Below are 16,092 nucleotides of genomic sequence, written 5' to 3' on the forward strand. Positions count from 1 at the left end.
TCTGAATAGTGATAATTGCATGAAAAATAACGACGGTTCTTTTTGCTGGTGGTCAGACGAAAAACAGCTTTTCTGCAAAGCTTTCTCCTCTTCATTGTCCGCCCGAGGTGTACATATCCATATAAAAAAAACACCCCGCCGGAGTGTTTAATATTCGTTCTGCATTTCTCGTTTTTCAAAGCGTCCAATATCTGCTACTGATCCAATGACAATAAGGATATCTTCTTTTTGAATCATTTCATCTGCAAGCGGTGAAACAATGACTTCTTTCCCGCGCTTAATTGCTACAATATTAATCCCGTACCTTGCACGAATGTCGAGATCTAAAAGGGAATGCCCAGCTAGTCTGCTGTTTGCGACGATTTCAATAAGACTGTACTCATCTGACAGCTCGAGGTAATCGAGCACGTTGTTGGAAATGATTTTATGTGCAATCCGTCTGCCCATGTCTCGCTCTGGATGAACAATGCGATCTGCCCCAATTTTGTTAAGTACTTTTTCATGGTAGTCATTTTGAGCTTTCACTGTGACCATTTTGACGCCAAGCTCTTTCAGCATAATTGTTGTTAAAATACTTGCTTGAATGTTCTCTCCAATCGCCACGATGACATGATCGAAATTACGAATGCCTAGATTTTTTAAGACAGATTCATCCGTCGAATCACCAATCACCGCATGTGACGCAATTTTAGCGTATTCGTTTACACGATCTTCATTCATATCCATGGCCATGACTTCAAGTCCTTCTTCGCTCAGCGCCTTGCAAATACTTCCGCCAAAGCGCCCAAGACCAATGACTGCATATTCCTTTTTCATGTTCAGACTCCTTTTATATCACTTACCATGCATTTTACTACGGTTTGATTAATGAATCCATATGCGACCGAATTTTTTTACGGAACGCTTCACTTAAGTAAAGGTCTGCTCCTTTTTCGATTTCACTTCGATAATGAGCGGGAGGAGCAATTTCTTCATTCTTTTTTAAGACGAGAAAGGTTAAGCAGTCCTGATAGACTTGATCACCTATCGTGACATCGACAAAGGCTGGGCGATACGTGCCTTCATAAACACCTTCTCGCTTGTACAAATAACGAATAGCATCAAAAGGCACCTCGTATAGAACACCCTCTGTTTCTCCGCCGTCTTCTACCATATCGGCTCTTGATCCATCAGGCCGCACGAGTGTAAATCTAGTGGTAAAACGATCAAGTGCACCACCGCCGATGATCTGTTTGAAATAATGATCGACTTTGGCAAGCTTAAACCTTGCATCATCCATACAGGAACCGTAGGCAAAATAATAAAAGGATGACGGCTTGCGCTGCCACAGCTTGTATTCCTTCCAGTAGCCGCTCTCAATCTCCTTTAGTCCTGATGCCTTCTGCTCACCTACTGTATATGCAATGGCTTGTATCTGACCCTGATCTGTCATGACATCTATTTCCTGCTTGTCATACCCTTCCTCTAGCTCACCTATCTTATTCAACGTTTCATCGCTTACCTCATACAATTCTCCGTATACTGCATAATGTTCAGAGACAACACACACTGGGTATCCTGCACCTGTATCGTACAGCCTCCCTTTGATCCAAGCAGACGTTGCGAATAGACTGCTTTCTTTCATGAATGTCTCGTGGTCCTTTTCGTGCTTTAAAAGTGTCCCATATACAAATAACGTCTTCATCATCATCACATCCCTCTCGCCTTACTGCTGCCTGCTTTTTTGATACACAGGTAAATAAATATGAAAAGCTGTCCCTTTTCTGAGTTCACTCTTTACATCCATTCTTCCATGATGATCTTTTAAAATCGTCGCACAGATTGTTAAACCAAGTCCAGTTCCTTCTTTTTTCGTAGAGAAGAAAGGATCGTATATTTTCTGAATGTCATCTTCAGACATCCCTTTTCCTTCATCTTGAATCGTGATTTTCCACTCATTCATGACTTTTTCTGTTGATATGTATATGCTGCCGCCTTCAGGCATCGCCTCTATTGCATTCTTGATTAAGTTAATGAACAGCTGTTTCATTTGATTGGCGTCTGCTAATATGGCTCCAGCATCCTTCTTTTTAAATGGCTGTTTAAGGTCAATATTCGAAAGAACGGCATTTGTGTTTAGTAGGGTAATGACCTGCTCTAGCAAATCATGAAGCTGTACTTCTTGAAAATGGACCGATTGAGGCTTGGCTAATACAAGCAGCTCACTTAAAACAAAGTCAATCCGTTTAATTTCAGAAAAGATGATATCAAAGTAATCGGTTCGTTCAGGGTATTGTGTTTTCATCAGCTGCAAAAAGCCGTTTACTGAGGTTAGCGGATTTCTGACTTCATGGGCAATCCCAGCGGCTATTTGTCCTGCCACTGCCAGCTTTTGTGCCTGCATTTGCAATTGCTGATTGGACCTTTCAAGCTCGAGCTTTGCCTGCTTTTGTTTCGTGATATCAGCAACCGTTCCAATGCCTCCAGTAAACTGGTTCTGCTCATCAAAATAAAGCTTATAATGAACATCTCCCCATACTTTTCTTCCATCTTTATGAACAAGCTGCAGTTCAACCCGTCCCTCATCCTTATGCTCTTTTATCACAGATAACAAATGCTGGACGACATGTTCCTCTTGATCAAAGTACTGATTATACATCGTACCTAGACATTCCTCTATGTCGTACCCCATCATGTGTTTCCATGCTTGATTTAAAAAAATGATTTGACCTTTTTCATTTGTTTCAAAAACGATTTCTTGCAAGTTATCTGTTATTCGATTCAGCCGCTCTGTTAGTTCGTGTGCTTCTTTTTCTCGTTTGTTTAAATCTGACACAAGTAAATTTAACCGGTCTACATAGCCTGAGACGACCCAAATACCAGCTAAAACAACGATTGTAAAGGCTAGATCGAGCGGCCAATTAATTTGATAGCCGCCGAGATAATAAAAGAAATCCCAGCTTAAGATTAATAGAAATGCAAGAACAGATAACAGGATCCGTACTTGGTATGTTTTGTTCAAATGATTCCACCTGCCGCCCTGAGATTCTTTGTCAATTGTACCATTTTCCACTTGTTTTTTGAGGGAGATGGGGCATTTTTAAGGAACTTTTTGCAGAAAAAAATAGCCTGTTCTCATCACAAAGGAAGAGAGCAGGCTATTTTTATTTACTGTTGAAGGGCCTCTTGAAGCTCTTTTAGCAGTAGTTCTGCGCCTTCAGCGCTTAATGTAATGGCACCATTTCCATATTCATGGTTCTCTGAAGTAATCTCACCCGTCATGAGACAAACGCCTTGAGGCTGATATTTTTTCAAGACGATTTTATCTCCATCTATAAAAAATTCCATACTGTCTTTAATAGCGATATCAAGTGCTCTTCTCAATTCGATTGGCATCACAATACGTCCTAGTTCATCTACTTTTCTTACGACTCCGATAGATTTCAAATTCGTTCCCTCTTTCTTTCGTTAGCTCAAGATCAATCTGTTTTTCACCAATTGATATATCGTAGACGTAAGAGATTTTTAAAAGGTTTCTCCTCTTTAAAAATTTTTTTCATAAACGAAAAATCAAAGGTAAAATTTATTGTGATTGTCAAAATGAGACTTGAATTTTACAGATTCATTTCAAGGTGATCACAAACCCCCACAAATGACATCTATCCTTTGAACTTTTAAATGTAAAATTGTTTAAAACAGCAAAAATAGAGATTGGGTGAAAACATGTTTCAACATGCCGAAATTGGAATTGATTTGGGAACAGCTAACATATTGGTTTATAGTAAAAACAAGGGAATCATTTTAAATGAACCATCCGTCGTGGCAGTAGACACAGAAACAAAAACTGTTCTTGCAGTCGGATCAGAAGCAAAAGAGATGATTGGGAAAACACCTGGGAAAATTATGGCGATCCGTCCGATGAAAGACGGTGTCATCGCTGATTATGATATGACCACAGATTTACTCAAACAAATTATGAAAAAAGCAGGAAAAAATATCGGGTTTACCTTTAGAAAACCGACCGTTGTTGTATGTACACCTTCTGGTTCAACCGCTGTCGAGCGCCGCGCAATCAGCGATGCTGTCAAGAATTGTGGGGCAAAGCATGTGCATTTAATTGAAGAACCTGTCGCAGCTGCCATCGGTGCTGATCTACCGGTAGACGAGCCTGTTGCAAACGTCGTTGTCGATATTGGCGGAGGAACAACAGAAGTGGCGATCATTTCATTTGGCGGCGTTGTCTCTTGTCATTCGATTCGAATTGGCGGCGATCAGCTGGATGAAGATATCATTACATTTGTGAGAAAGAAATATAATCTACTGATCGGTGAGCGGACTGCTGAGCAAGTGAAAATAGAAATCGGTTATGGACTCATTGAGCATGAGCCTGAATCATTAGAAGTACGTGGACGCGACCTTGTCACAGGCCTCCCAAAAACGATTACACTTGAATCTCATGAAATTCAAGGCGCTATGCGTGAATCACTTCTTCATATTTTAGAGGCGATCCGTGCCACATTAGAGGACAGCCCTCCAGAGCTCAGTGGTGATATCGTAGACCGCGGCGTGATTCTAACTGGCGGGGGTGCACTGTTAAACGGGATTCAAGAATGGCTCTCTCAAGAGATTGTCGTTCCAGTTCACATTGCAGCAAATCCACTTGAATCTGTCGCAATCGGAACGGGCCGTTCATTAGAAGTCATTCACAAATTGCAAAAAACGTTAAAATAATCTTCCTGTCCTACTTCTTTTTTCATCATTTCGATCATATTGTGAGGAATGGATAAACGTGAAGGAGGAAGAACATGTTGCTTGATTTAGGTAAACGGGTCGTTGTCACAGTCATTTTAACCGGTATTATTTTAGGAGGAATGAGCCTGTCGTTTTCACATATGCCCCCTTCTAATGCACAGCCTGTGAAACAACTGAACCGCTAAAAAAGCCGCACGAAAGCGGCTTTTTTATTTTGCTTCAAAGCGGCTCCCCATTTTCCTTTTCGGTCTTAAATCTGATATGATGAACATGACTAAAGGAGGGTTTTTTATGAGTTCATTCGAAAAACAACTAGATCAATATGCAAAGACCATCGTTGAAGTCGGTGTGAATGTTCAAAATGGTCAAGAAGTGGTCGTATCTGCGTTTACTGAATCTGTGGACCTTGTCCGCCTTGTGGCAAAACATGCGTATAAACGCGGAGCGAAAAACGTACATATCCGCTGGAGTGATGGTGTTCTCACCCGGTTAAAATATGAACATGCCCCACAAGATGTTTTTGAGCAATTCCCAGAATGGGAAGCACAAATGATGGAAACCATCGCAAAACGCGGCGGTGCTTTTATTACCATCTTGTCAGAAAGCCCCGATCTTCTGCGTGGCATTGACTCGAAAAAAATTGCTGCACAGCAAAAAGCTGCTGGTTCAGCACTTCATACATATCGTCAATACGTTCAATCTGACAAAGTCGCTTGGACGGTCGTAGGTGCTGCGTCAAAAGATTGGGCGAAAAAGATTTTTCCTGAGCATACAGATGAAGAGGCTGTCTCTTTATTATGGGAACAAATCTTTAAAGTCGCCCGTGCTGATCAGCCAGATCCAGTTGAAGCATGGAAAAAGCATGATGAGTCACTAAATGAAAAAGTAACCGTCTTAAATGAACGTCATTACCACAAACTGCACTATGAAGCGCCAGGTACAGATTTAACGATCGAGCTTCCTGAACAGCATATTTGGGTAGGCGCCGGCAGTGTAAGTGAACGCGGTGTATCATTTATGGCCAATATGCCAACAGAAGAAGTATTTACTGTCCCTAAAAAAGACGGCGTAAACGGGACGGTCTCAAGCACAAAGCCGCTCAGCTATGCCGGAAACATCATTGATGATTTTACATTAACCTTTGAAAATGGCCGTATTATTGATGTGAAAGCAAAAGAAGGCGAAGACATTTTAACTTCTTTGATTGAAACAGATGAAGGCTCTCATTATTTAGGTGAGGTTGCCCTCGTACCTGATGATTCACCGATTTCCAACTCAAATATTCTCTATTACAATACACTTTACGATGAAAATGCATCAAACCACCTGGCTATCGGCAGCGGTTATGCGTTTAATATCGAAGGCGGTAAAGAGATGAAACGAGAGGAATTAGACGCAGCTGGAGTGAACAGCAGCATTACACACGTCGATTTCATGATTGGCTCAAAAGAAATGAATATAGATGGGATCACAAAAGATGGTAAACGTGAACCGATCTTCCGTCATGGAAACTGGGCTATTTAAATAAAAAAGACATCCACATGCGGATGTCTTTTCTTCATTATGCATAAAGCTCTTGAAGTCTTTTTTGAATGTCTTGATCTGCCAAGAATTCATCATATGTTGTTTGTTTATCAACGATGCCATTTGGCGTCACTTCGATAATACGGTTTGCAACGGTTTCAACAAACTGATGGTCATGAGATGAGAAGAGCATAGCCCCTTTAAAGCTCATGAGACCGTTATTCAGCGCCGTGATGGACTCTAGGTCTAAATGGTTCGTCGGCTCGTCTAACAGCAGAATATTCGCTCCAGAGAGCATCATTTTCGATAACATACAGCGAACCTTTTCTCCTCCTGATAAGACGCTTGCTTTTTTCTTCACTTCTTCCCCAGAGAACAGCATACGGCCTAAGAAGCCGCGCAAGAAGCTTTCACTTTGATCATTAGGAGAATATTGACGAAGCCAATCCACAAGATCTAAATCGCTTCCTTCAAAATATTCACTGTTGTCTTTCGGGAAAAAGGCTTGAGACGTAGTAACACCCCATTTAAATGTCCCGCTGTCTGGTTCCATTTCACCAGCAAGGATTTTAAATAACGTCGAGACAGCCAGCTCATGACGGCTTAAGAACGCAATTTTATCCTCACGATTCATGATAAAGCTGACGTTATCCAGTACCTTTACACCGTCAATCGTTTTTGACAGGCCTTCTACTTGAAGGACATCATTCCCGATTTCACGCTCTGGCGCAAAATGAACATATGGATATTTACGTGAAGACGGCTTAATGTCATCTAACGAGATCTTATCAAGCAATTTCTTTCTTGACGTCGCTTGCTTCGATTTAGAAGCGTTCGCACTGAACCGAGCAACGAATTCTTGAAGCTGCTTAATTTGTTCTTCTTTTTTCTTATTTGCATCCTGGCTTAGTTTTAGTGCCAATTGGCTGGACTCATACCAAAAATCATAGTTACCGACATACACTTGGATTTTTCCGAAGTCAAGATCCGCAATATGAGTACATACTTTGTTTAAGAAGTGACGATCATGCGATACGACAATCACGGTATTTTCAAAGTTAATGAGGAACTCTTCCAGCCACTGAATCGCTTGTAAGTCCAAGTGGTTCGTTGGCTCATCAAGAAGAAGAACGTCAGGTTTACCGAATAAGGCTTGAGCTAGTAATACTTTAACCTTTTCAGAACCGCCAAGCTCAGACATTTTCTTCGATTGTAGGCTCTCTGGAATGCCAAGACCTTTTAATAGGATCGCGGCTTCACTTTCTGCTTCCCATCCGTTTAACTCAGCGAATTCACCTTCAAGCTCTGCTGCACGAATTCCATCTTCATCTGAGAAATCTGGCTTCATATAGATCGCATCTTTTTCCTGCATCACATCATATAGACGTTTATGACCCATCATGACGACCTTTAACACTTCAAACTCTTCATATTCAAAGTGATTCTGTTTTAAAATCGCTAAACGTTCCCCAGGACTCATATGAACATCGCCCGTTTGAGCCTCAATTTCTCCAGAAAGAATCTTTAGGAACGTTGATTTACCAGCTCCGTTGGCACCAATTAGTCCGTAGCAGTTGCCAGGCGTGAACTTAATATTTACTTCTTCAAATAATTTACGATCAGCAAATCGCAAACTAACATTATTCACTGCAATCATTTATTAATCCTCCATCACTCATTCATCATTATGAAGTATAACATGAATAACGATTGATAGAAACGTCTCTCGCTAAGAACAAAGGCTTTTTGTCCAATATGGTATAATAAGTGAGAATGATTTGATTGAAGGAGTTCGAGCGATTTGAGATTACTCACACTCATGGAATATTGTTTATTGATTTTCTTTATGGGCATTTATTTATCGGCAACAGGCTTTAACGCGAGGGATTTTGGTCTTTATATTGGGCTTGTCCTCATTTACACACTGGTCCACATCTTTTCAAAACGCTTTTTACAAAAGCGTGGAAAAGACAATGTGAAAATCGGATTATTCCGTTCTGTGTTGGCGATTACAGGATCTGTATTCGCTTCTGTTTTAGCCATTGTCATCATTGTCACGATGCTCACACCAAATTAAAAACGACCCTTCATGAAGGGTCGTCCTTTAAAACACCTTTCTCACGTCTTGAGAAGGGTGTATTTATTGTGTTTTTCGAATGTCGCCAAATGGGAAGAAAACAAATTCCGATGTCCCGACAATACGATCCTTTTCAATGAGTCCGAGTCCATTTCGACTATCCATAGAATTAAGTCTGTTGTCCCCCATCACAAAGTAATCGTTTTTCGGTACTTTGACTGGACCAAAATCCCCTGTTAAATGCACTTCATACTCTTTAGCGTGCGCCTTGTTCTCTTTTAAATAAGGCTCATCTACTTTTTTACCATTAATGTAAAGCGTATCATCCTTCATTTCGATTGTGTCACCTGGAAGACCAATCAATCGTTTGACATAATGAATTTTCTGACCGTCTTTTCCATTAATAATCACAATGTCCCCGCGTTTGACTCCACCGAGATAGTTGATGGTTTTGTTAACAAATAATTTTTCCCCATCATGAAGGGTTGGTTCCATTGATTCTCCTTCCACCACATACGGCTCAAAAATAAACGTACGGATGACGAGGACGAGTGCAAGTGCAATCAAAATGGCTTTGATCCATTCAAACAGTGAACTTTTCTTCTTTGGTTTGGCTTGCTTCGCATCAGATTGAATGTCATTTTCGTTTTGTTTGTTTTCTTCGTTCAAAATACTGCTTCCTCCTAAGACTTTCTGCTAAAAGACTTGAAACGTGAATTGAATAACTTTACTTTATCACATGTCCATTAAAAATTCACAAGACAACCATCTAATTAGATATTTTTTCCTAATTTGCTGAAGTTTAAACAAAAAGAAGCACCGCTATTCACGATGCTTCTCTTCTCTTTACGCCTCTTGTTTGACTGGTTTTTTCAAAATACCAAGTAAAAGCGCTGTTACAATCGCACCGATTAAGATGCTGATGATATAAAGAATTGGATGATTTGTCACCCAGAAAACGAATAGTCCGCCGTGCGGTGCAGGAAGCGTGACTCTAAAGAATTCTGTTAATCCGCCAGCAACTGCTGCGCCAATCACAGCTGAAGGAATCACGCGCAGAGGATCGGCTGCTGCAAACGGGATGGCCCCTTCAGTGATGAAAGCAGCTCCCATGAAGTAGCATGTAATACCTGCTTCGCGGTCACGTTTTGAGAATTTGCTTCTAAAGATCGTTGTCGCAAGAGCAATACCTAGCGGCGGCACCATTCCGCCTGCCATAATAGCAGCGTGCGGTGCATAGTTGCCAGCAGCAATCATGGCAAGACCAAATGTATAGGCCGCTTTGTTAATTGGGCCACCCATATCAATCGCCATCATACCAGCTAAAATAATGCCCATTAATACAAGGTTTCCAGTACCTAATGTTTCAAGCCAATGTGTTAATCCGTCCATCACCATTTTAACAGGTGTGTTGACAATGTAATGCATGATAATGCCTGTAAAGAAAATACCAAACAATGGATAGAGCAGAACTGGTTTAATGCCATCGAGCGACTGCGGTACGAATGTGAAGACCTTCTTCAGGAGCACCACGATGTAACCAGCAAGGAAACCAGCAATCAGTCCGCCTAAGAATCCTGCACCTGCGGCAGAGGCCATGAATCCGCCAACCATACCTGGTGCAAAACCTGGACGATCTGCAATACTCATTGCGATAAATCCAGCTAATACAGCAACGATTAAGGCAAGTGCATTATCTCCACCAATCCCTTTTAATACAGCGGCGAATGAATTGAAAGAAGGGTCATTAGGATCTGCTGACTTAATTCCCCAGAAGAATGAAATCGCAACGAGGATACCGCCCCCAACAACAAACGGAAGCATGTTGCTGACACCGCTCATTAAGTGCTTATAAAATCCACTTCTTCCTTTGACCGATGATTCATTTTCGTCTTTTGAAGAACTGCCGCCTGAGCCTTTATAAATCGGCGCATCTTGATTAATGGCTTTTTCGATCAATTCTTGCGGACGGCGAATTCCAGCTGTCACCGGTACTTCAATGACATGTTTGCCTTTAAAGCGTTCCATTTCAACTTGCTTATCAGCTGCCACAATGATGGCTGGTGCTTCTTCAATTTCTTTTGCTGTAAGGGCATGTTTAATTCCACTAGAGCCGTTTGTCTCAACTTTAATGTCAACGCCCATTTCTTTTGCTTTTTCTTTCAACGCATCTGCTGCCATAAATGTATGCGCAATACCTGTTGGGCAAGCTGTCACTGCTAAAATTTTAGCAGGTTTTCCTGATGCAGCCGGCTCCTCTTTGACTTCCTCTTCTTCTTCTTCATCCTTGTCATGCGTATTGATGATATCAATGATGTCATCTTCAGTAGCCGCTTCAAGCAGCTGCTTTCGGATTTCTTCGCGCATAAGAAGTGTCGATAAACGAGAAAGTGCTTCTAAATGTGTATTGTTTGCGCCTTCAGTTGCTGCAATCATAAAGACAAGATGACTTGGCTGTCCGTCTAATGATTCATAATCTACACCAGCTGTTGAACGGCCAAATGCAATGGCAGGCTCTTTCACACTTGCTGTTTTAGCGTGAGGAATGGCAATTCCTTCACCAATTCCAGTAGAGCTCTGTTTTTCACGATTGACAACGGCTTCTTTGTAGCCTTCTTTATCATGCAATTTACCAGCTGTATCTAATACAGTGACCAGCTCTTCAATAACGGCTTCTTTTTGCTGACTGTCTAATTGAAGCTTAATTGTTTGCTTCGTGAGTAGTTCTGTAATTTTCATGATGACTCCTCCTTTAAATGCGTGTGACTTTTACTTGTGGCAATAGTGTATCGACAAGCTCTTTTGTACCAAGCTCCTCAGAAAAAGCGGTAGCGCTTCCTGATGTGACGCCAAGCTTAAATGATTCTTCAATTGAAAGACCTTTAGCAACGCCGGCTAAGAATCCTGCAACGACTGAATCCCCTGCACCAACTGAGTTGATCAGCGTGCCTTTTGGAACATTGGACTGAAAAATCCCTTCCTGACTGAATAAGAGAGCGCCATCTCCTGCCATGGATACAATGACATGTTCAGCACCTTGTTCTAACAGCTTTTTCCCATAAGGAATGGCTTCTTCTGCAGATGAAATACTCGTTTCAAACATGTCACCTAACTCATGATGGTTTGGTTTCATTAAGAACGGTTTCATATCTGCTGCTTTTTTTAAGGCTTCCCCAGAAATATCAAGTACAACTCTTACTCCTTGCTGCGCACATACACCAGCAATACGCTCATATGTGTTATGAGGCAGTGAGGAAGGAATGCTGCCTGCTAATACAACAACGTCGCCTTCAGCCAATGAAGTAAATTGGGAGAGAAACGACTCAAATTGTGCTTCAGTAATATTTGGACCGAGCCCGTTGATTTCTGTTTCTTCACCTGTTTTTAGTTTCACATTAATGCGTGTATCTTCTGACACCTCGTGAAAGGCTGTTTGTAATTGTTCGTTTTGTAAAAAGTCTTGAATATATTTGCCTGTGAATCCGCCAATAAATCCGAGTGCTTTTGATTCAACACCGTGACGTTTTAGAAGCCTTGAGACATTGATTCCTTTACCACCTGGATATTTTTTGTCATAGGTTGAACGATTTAAACCGCCGACAGCGAAATCCTCCACGTGTACGATGTAATCAACTGATGGGTTTAAAGTAACTGTATAAATCATGTTTTCACTACCTTTATAACCGTTTTTTCATGGTAATTATCGAATGAATCCTCTTTTGCGTCGTTTGTGATAATGGTGGCTTCCTGTAAACTAGCAAAGGCTGAAAACGATATTTCGCCAAACTTTGAGGCATCTGATAAGATATAGGTTTTTTTCGCCTGCTTCATGGCTCTTTTTTTAATGAGCGCTTCTTCTGGATCAGGTGTTGTAAACCCCGCCTCGGGATGAATGCCGTTCGTCCCAACAAAGCTTTTGTCAAAACGGTAATTTTCCATAGCTGTCAAAGCTGCGGCTCCCACCATGGCCCCTGTTCGATGTTTCACTGATCCGCCTATCAGGTAAAAAGGAATACCTTTTCTCATGAGTGCTTCAATGTGCATGACACCGTTTGTCACCACAACAATATCTTGATCTGGATCAATAAATTCAATCATTTGCTGTGTTGTCGTACCAGCATCTAAGTATATACAATCGCCTTGTTTCAAAAGAGACGCTGCTGCCTCTGCAATCAATGACTTTTCATGAAGGTTTTTGGCAGCTTTCTCAAATACATCTGGTTCAAGACGGATACTAGATATTTTAGCTGCTCCTCCATGAACTCTTTTGAGAAAGCCTTTTTCTTCGAGGGCTGATAAATCTCTTCTAATTGTAGATTCAGACGCATCCGTCATAATCGTTAAGTCCTGTATTTTGATGACATCGTTTTCTTCTAAATAGTCGATAATGAGTTGATGTCTTTCTGGTGTTAACATTGAAAACACCTCCTTTTGAAAACGTATTCATTTTGCGCGCACCTTTATTGTAATCGCTTTTTTCAACATTATCAATACAAAACAATCAAATACATTCAATAACTATCAAAATCTTTCACAATGGTCATCTTACCTTTATATGTACCATTTGTAAACTGAAAAATATGTGACATTGAGATGAAAGTCATGATATTAGCATTTCTATCATTTTTCATTTCATTCAATAGATCTAAAAAAAGCCTTTATGCGATTTGCATAAAGGCTTCAGGCGGCGGATGTAAGGCGAAATATCTCGCTATTTATATCCAACTTATCTTCTTGGCGGCGTCTTTGAAAGACGCGTTCAGTATCATTCATACCTGAGGGATTCAATAGGATCAAGTCTTGCTGCTTTATTGGCAGGAATCAGCCCAAACATAATGCCAATGAGCATACTAAACAGGACACCACCACATACCACTTCCCACGAGACAAGAGACGGCCAGCCTGCAAAAAATGACACAAGCGATGCACCGCCTAAGCCGAGGGCAATCCCGATCACACCGCCGATCAGCGTTAAAACGACAGACTCGATTAAAAACTGGACGAGTATTTGAGGCCGGGTTGCCCCAAGAGCCTTCCGAATTCCAATTTCTCTTGTCCTCTCTGTCACAGATACAAGCATAATATTCATGACACCTATGCCGCCGACAAGTAATGAGATACCAGCAATAGAGCCAATAATCGTTGTCATCACAGTTGTAATTTGGCCGATGCCTGCTGCAATTTCTTCCATATTGATCATTTCGTAAGCATCTTCTGTATGGTGATTTTCATTTAATCGTGCAGCGGCATTCTTTCCTACTTCTTTCATTTGATCAGCGTGTGCGACTTGAATAGACAACTTGTCGTATTCATTTAAACCAAATACAGTTGTAAGCAAAGCAAATGGGACATAGATTTCATTCATATCAAATGAAAACATCCCTTTCTGCTTTGCTATTACGCCGATCACTTCAACTGGCTGTCCGTTCATCCAAATCATTTCGCCAATGGCATTCTGTCCGTTAAATAGTTCTTTTTTTACACCTTCTGAAATGACGGCTGCCCTTCTGCCGCTTCGAAAATCAATATCACGTAAGTCCTGTCCTTCTGCTATCTCCAGTGAATGTACATTCGTATAACCTTCATTAATACCGGTAACTGTCGCATCAACCGTCGTATCCTGAAATCTCAATTGCATTCCTTGTGCAGTTGAGGAGGCCACCTGTTTTACCCCGCTCATTGTCTTGATACTTTGTATGTCTTCTTCAGTAAATGAGGCTTCGAATAAAGCATTTGGATTTGCATTTAATTCTTCATCAGAAGGCGTATATGTCATATCAATGGTATTATTTGGACCTGAAATCGATTCTTTCAACATTTGCTCACCGCCTTGACCGATGGCAACGACGGCAATGACCGATCCAACACCAATAATGATCCCAAGCATCGTTAAAACAGAACGTAATTTATGTGCTAGGACAGAATTCAGCGCTATTTTGATATTTTCAAAGAGTTTCATTCATAGCGTCCCCTTGTGTCAATCTATCGTGAGCGAGGCGGCCATCTCTCACAACGACCGTCCGGTTTGTATACGCAGCGATTTCTTCTTCATGAGTGACAAGCACAACCGTTGTCCCATCCTCATTCAGCTGTGTAAACTGTTCCATAATCGAGAAGCTTGTTTTTGAGTCAAGAGCGCCTGTTGGTTCATCAGCTAAAATGAGCTGAGGCTCATTGACAATCGCCCGTGCAATGGCCACTCTTTGCTTTTGACCTCCTGATAACTCGCTTGGCATATGTTTCATTCGATCAGCCAAGCCAACCTTTTCAAGTGCCATTTCCGCACGTTCTTTTCTTTCCTTTTGACTGATTCCAGCGTAGATCATCGGAAGTTCTACATTACGCCTCGCATTTAATCTAGGCAGCAAGTGAAATTGCTGAAAAACAAATCCAATGGATTGATTTCGAATCACTGCAAGCTCTTGATCCTTTGCTACTGACAGCTCTCTGCCTTGAAAATGGTACTGCCCTGAGGTTGGGCGGTCCAAACATCCGATGATATTCATTAGCGTCGACTTCCCAGAGCCCGACGGCCCCATGATCGACATATACTCTCCCTTTCCAATGACAAGGTCAATCTTACTCAATACATCAAATGACTCTTGTGCCACCTCATAGCTTTTCGTCACGTTTGAAAGCTGAATCATTCAGCATTCACTTCCATTCCGTCATACATGTCATCTGATGGTTCTGCAATGATTTGATCCTCTTTCGTTAAACCTTTTGTCACTTCAAGATCATGTCCTGACGTTTCCCCTAATGCCACTTTTACTTTCTTTAGTACATTCTTTTCAACGACATAAACGTATGACCCATCTTTCTCTTTTTTCACAGCTGTTTCAGGAATCATTAGGGCTTGGCGCTTGTCTGTTTCAATTTCCATGATCATTTTAAAGCCTGGTTTTGCATCAGGTTTTTTTCCCTTTATTTCAATTTCGACCGGATATTGCACAGTTTGATCGCCCGCCGTTGTTTCGGATGTTGCCTGGGCAGGAACAGCCCCTACTTTTTTCACGACTCCTTGCCAGCTCTTTCCGCGAATGACATCAGACGTTACCTTTACTGTTTGTTTCTTTTTGACTTTAATAGCGTCATACTCAGAGATTAAACCTCGCACGATCATTTTTTTCTCATTACCAATATGAATTATCGGCTGTCTCTCTTCCAGCTTCCCTGCTCCAGCCTCTTGTTCTACAGATATCACTGTTCCTTCAATCTTGCTATGTATCGTTAAGTCTTCTATTTGTGTCTTTACTTTTTCTTGGTTCAGCTCAGCTTGTTTTTGCTCTAATTCAGCGGCTTTCAATTCCAACTCAAGCTGCTCTCGCTCGTTTTTCGAATTGGAGCCCGCCTCGCCTCCTTGCTGTTCATTTAATTCGTTGAGTCTATTTTGCAATTGTTTGAGTTTGAGTGAGCTTGATTCAGCCGCTAGAGCCTGCTGCTGTTCTTCAAGCTCGAGTTCCTTATTTTCATATGTAAGAAGAGGAGTCCCTGCCTTTACCTTTTCTCCTTCTTTCACAGTAATCTCTTTCAGTTTTCCTTTTTCCTCTTCGCCATAAATGAACTGCTCCTCAGAGAATGACAGTGTCCCAGGTGTCATCACAGTCGAGATGATTTCTTTTGGCGTGAGTTTAACTGTTTTAAATGTTGCTGCCGAAGAAGCAGGCTTCGACTGATTCTTTGCAATGTTAAATCCAATAAATAAACCAATCACAATAATGAAAATGGATCCAACGATGATTTTCTTTCTCATAAATACA

At 41.3% G+C, this 16,092-nt stretch carries 16 protein-coding genes; 4 read left to right on the forward strand and 12 right to left on the reverse strand.

Features of this window, described 5'->3' with window-relative positions:
* Positions 1-147: 147 nt before the first annotated feature.
* The 4 genes from GPA07_RS12575 to GPA07_RS12590 form a co-directional block, all read right to left on the reverse strand.
* Complete coding sequence (locus GPA07_RS12575; protein WP_008356985.1) at positions 148-816, reverse strand: potassium channel family protein; 669 nt, start codon at positions 814-816, stop codon at positions 148-150.
* 37 nt (positions 817-853) lie between these two features.
* Positions 854-1,687 carry a gamma-glutamylcyclotransferase family protein gene (locus tag GPA07_RS12580; protein ID WP_008356984.1) on the reverse strand — a complete coding sequence of 278 codons (834 nt, stop codon included), beginning with the start codon at positions 1,685-1,687 and terminating at the stop codon, positions 854-856.
* 18 nt (positions 1,688-1,705) lie between these two features.
* Positions 1,706-3,001, reverse strand: coding sequence for an ATP-binding protein (locus GPA07_RS12585; protein ID WP_157292619.1), 1,296 nt, complete (start codon positions 2,999-3,001; stop codon positions 1,706-1,708).
* Positions 3,002-3,147: 146 nt separating this feature from the next.
* A complete protein-coding gene (locus GPA07_RS12590) occupies positions 3,148-3,426 on the reverse strand; it encodes a transcriptional regulator AbhA (protein WP_008356980.1) in 279 nt (92 codons plus the stop codon).
* A 276-nt stretch (positions 3,427-3,702) separates the two neighbouring features.
* Here GPA07_RS12590 and mreBH point away from each other — a divergent pair, with 276 nt between their 5' ends.
* The 3 genes from mreBH to GPA07_RS12600 all read left to right on the forward strand — a co-directional run bounded on the left by mreBH (position 3,703) and on the right by GPA07_RS12600 (position 6,255).
* Positions 3,703-4,710, forward strand: a complete 1,008-nt coding sequence (mreBH, locus tag GPA07_RS12595) for a rod-share determining protein MreBH (RefSeq protein ID WP_008356978.1) — start codon at positions 3,703-3,705, stop codon at positions 4,708-4,710.
* A gap of 74 nt (positions 4,711-4,784) precedes the next feature.
* A complete protein-coding gene (locus GPA07_RS18650) occupies positions 4,785-4,916 on the forward strand; it encodes a protein YkpC (RefSeq protein WP_003210922.1) in 132 nt (43 codons plus the stop codon).
* 106 nt (positions 4,917-5,022) lie between these two features.
* Positions 5,023-6,255, forward strand: a complete 1,233-nt coding sequence (locus GPA07_RS12600) for an aminopeptidase (protein ID WP_157292621.1) — start codon at positions 5,023-5,025, stop codon at positions 6,253-6,255.
* A gap of 37 nt (positions 6,256-6,292) precedes the next feature.
* Here GPA07_RS12600 and GPA07_RS12605 read toward each other — a convergent pair whose 3' ends face one another.
* Positions 6,293-7,912 carry an ABC-F family ATP-binding cassette domain-containing protein gene (locus tag GPA07_RS12605; RefSeq protein WP_008356968.1) on the reverse strand — a complete coding sequence of 540 codons (1,620 nt, stop codon included), beginning with the start codon at positions 7,910-7,912 and terminating at the stop codon, positions 6,293-6,295.
* A 144-nt stretch (positions 7,913-8,056) separates the two neighbouring features.
* Between GPA07_RS12605 and GPA07_RS12610 the strand changes: the two genes are divergently transcribed.
* The gene (locus GPA07_RS12610) at positions 8,057-8,332 is read left to right on the forward strand and encodes a hypothetical protein (RefSeq protein ID WP_008345136.1); all 276 of its coding nucleotides are present in this window, start codon (positions 8,057-8,059) and stop codon (positions 8,330-8,332) included.
* Between the two features lie 63 nt (positions 8,333-8,395).
* Here the strand turns inward: GPA07_RS12610 and lepB are convergent, their stop codons facing one another.
* The 7 genes from lepB to GPA07_RS12645 form a co-directional block, all read right to left on the reverse strand.
* Entirely contained in the window at positions 8,396-8,968 is a 573-nt protein-coding gene (lepB, locus tag GPA07_RS12615; protein ID WP_034738595.1) for a signal peptidase I, read from the reverse strand.
* A 210-nt stretch (positions 8,969-9,178) separates the two neighbouring features.
* Positions 9,179-11,071 (reverse strand): PTS fructose transporter subunit IIABC, encoded by a 1,893-nt coding sequence (locus tag GPA07_RS12620; protein ID WP_157292622.1) that lies wholly within the window; start codon positions 11,069-11,071, stop codon positions 9,179-9,181.
* A gap of 13 nt (positions 11,072-11,084) precedes the next feature.
* Positions 11,085-11,996, reverse strand: coding sequence for a 1-phosphofructokinase (pfkB, locus tag GPA07_RS12625; RefSeq protein WP_071167678.1), 912 nt, complete (start codon positions 11,994-11,996; stop codon positions 11,085-11,087).
* Positions 11,993-12,748: a DeoR/GlpR family DNA-binding transcription regulator gene (locus GPA07_RS12630; protein WP_071167679.1), complete on the reverse strand. Its 756-nt coding sequence runs from the start codon at positions 12,746-12,748 to the stop codon at positions 11,993-11,995. The genes pfkB and GPA07_RS12630 overlap by 4 nt, the downstream gene beginning before the upstream one ends.
* A 349-nt stretch (positions 12,749-13,097) precedes the next feature.
* Positions 13,098-14,291, reverse strand: coding sequence for an ABC transporter permease (locus tag GPA07_RS12635; protein WP_008356958.1), 1,194 nt, complete (start codon positions 14,289-14,291; stop codon positions 13,098-13,100).
* Positions 14,278-14,979: an ABC transporter ATP-binding protein gene (locus GPA07_RS12640; RefSeq protein ID WP_008356956.1), complete on the reverse strand. Its 702-nt coding sequence runs from the start codon at positions 14,977-14,979 to the stop codon at positions 14,278-14,280. Before GPA07_RS12640 ends, GPA07_RS12635 begins: the two co-directional genes overlap by 14 nt.
* A complete protein-coding gene (locus tag GPA07_RS12645; RefSeq protein WP_071167680.1) occupies positions 14,976-16,085 on the reverse strand; it encodes an efflux RND transporter periplasmic adaptor subunit in 1,110 nt (369 codons plus the stop codon). Before GPA07_RS12645 ends, GPA07_RS12640 begins: the two co-directional genes overlap by 4 nt.
* Positions 16,086-16,092: the final 7 nt, after the last annotated feature.

The organism is Bacillus sp. ms-22 (genome assembly GCF_009759805.1).
Classification (GTDB): Bacteria; Bacillota; Bacilli; order Bacillales; family Bacillaceae; genus Bacillus; species Bacillus xiamenensis.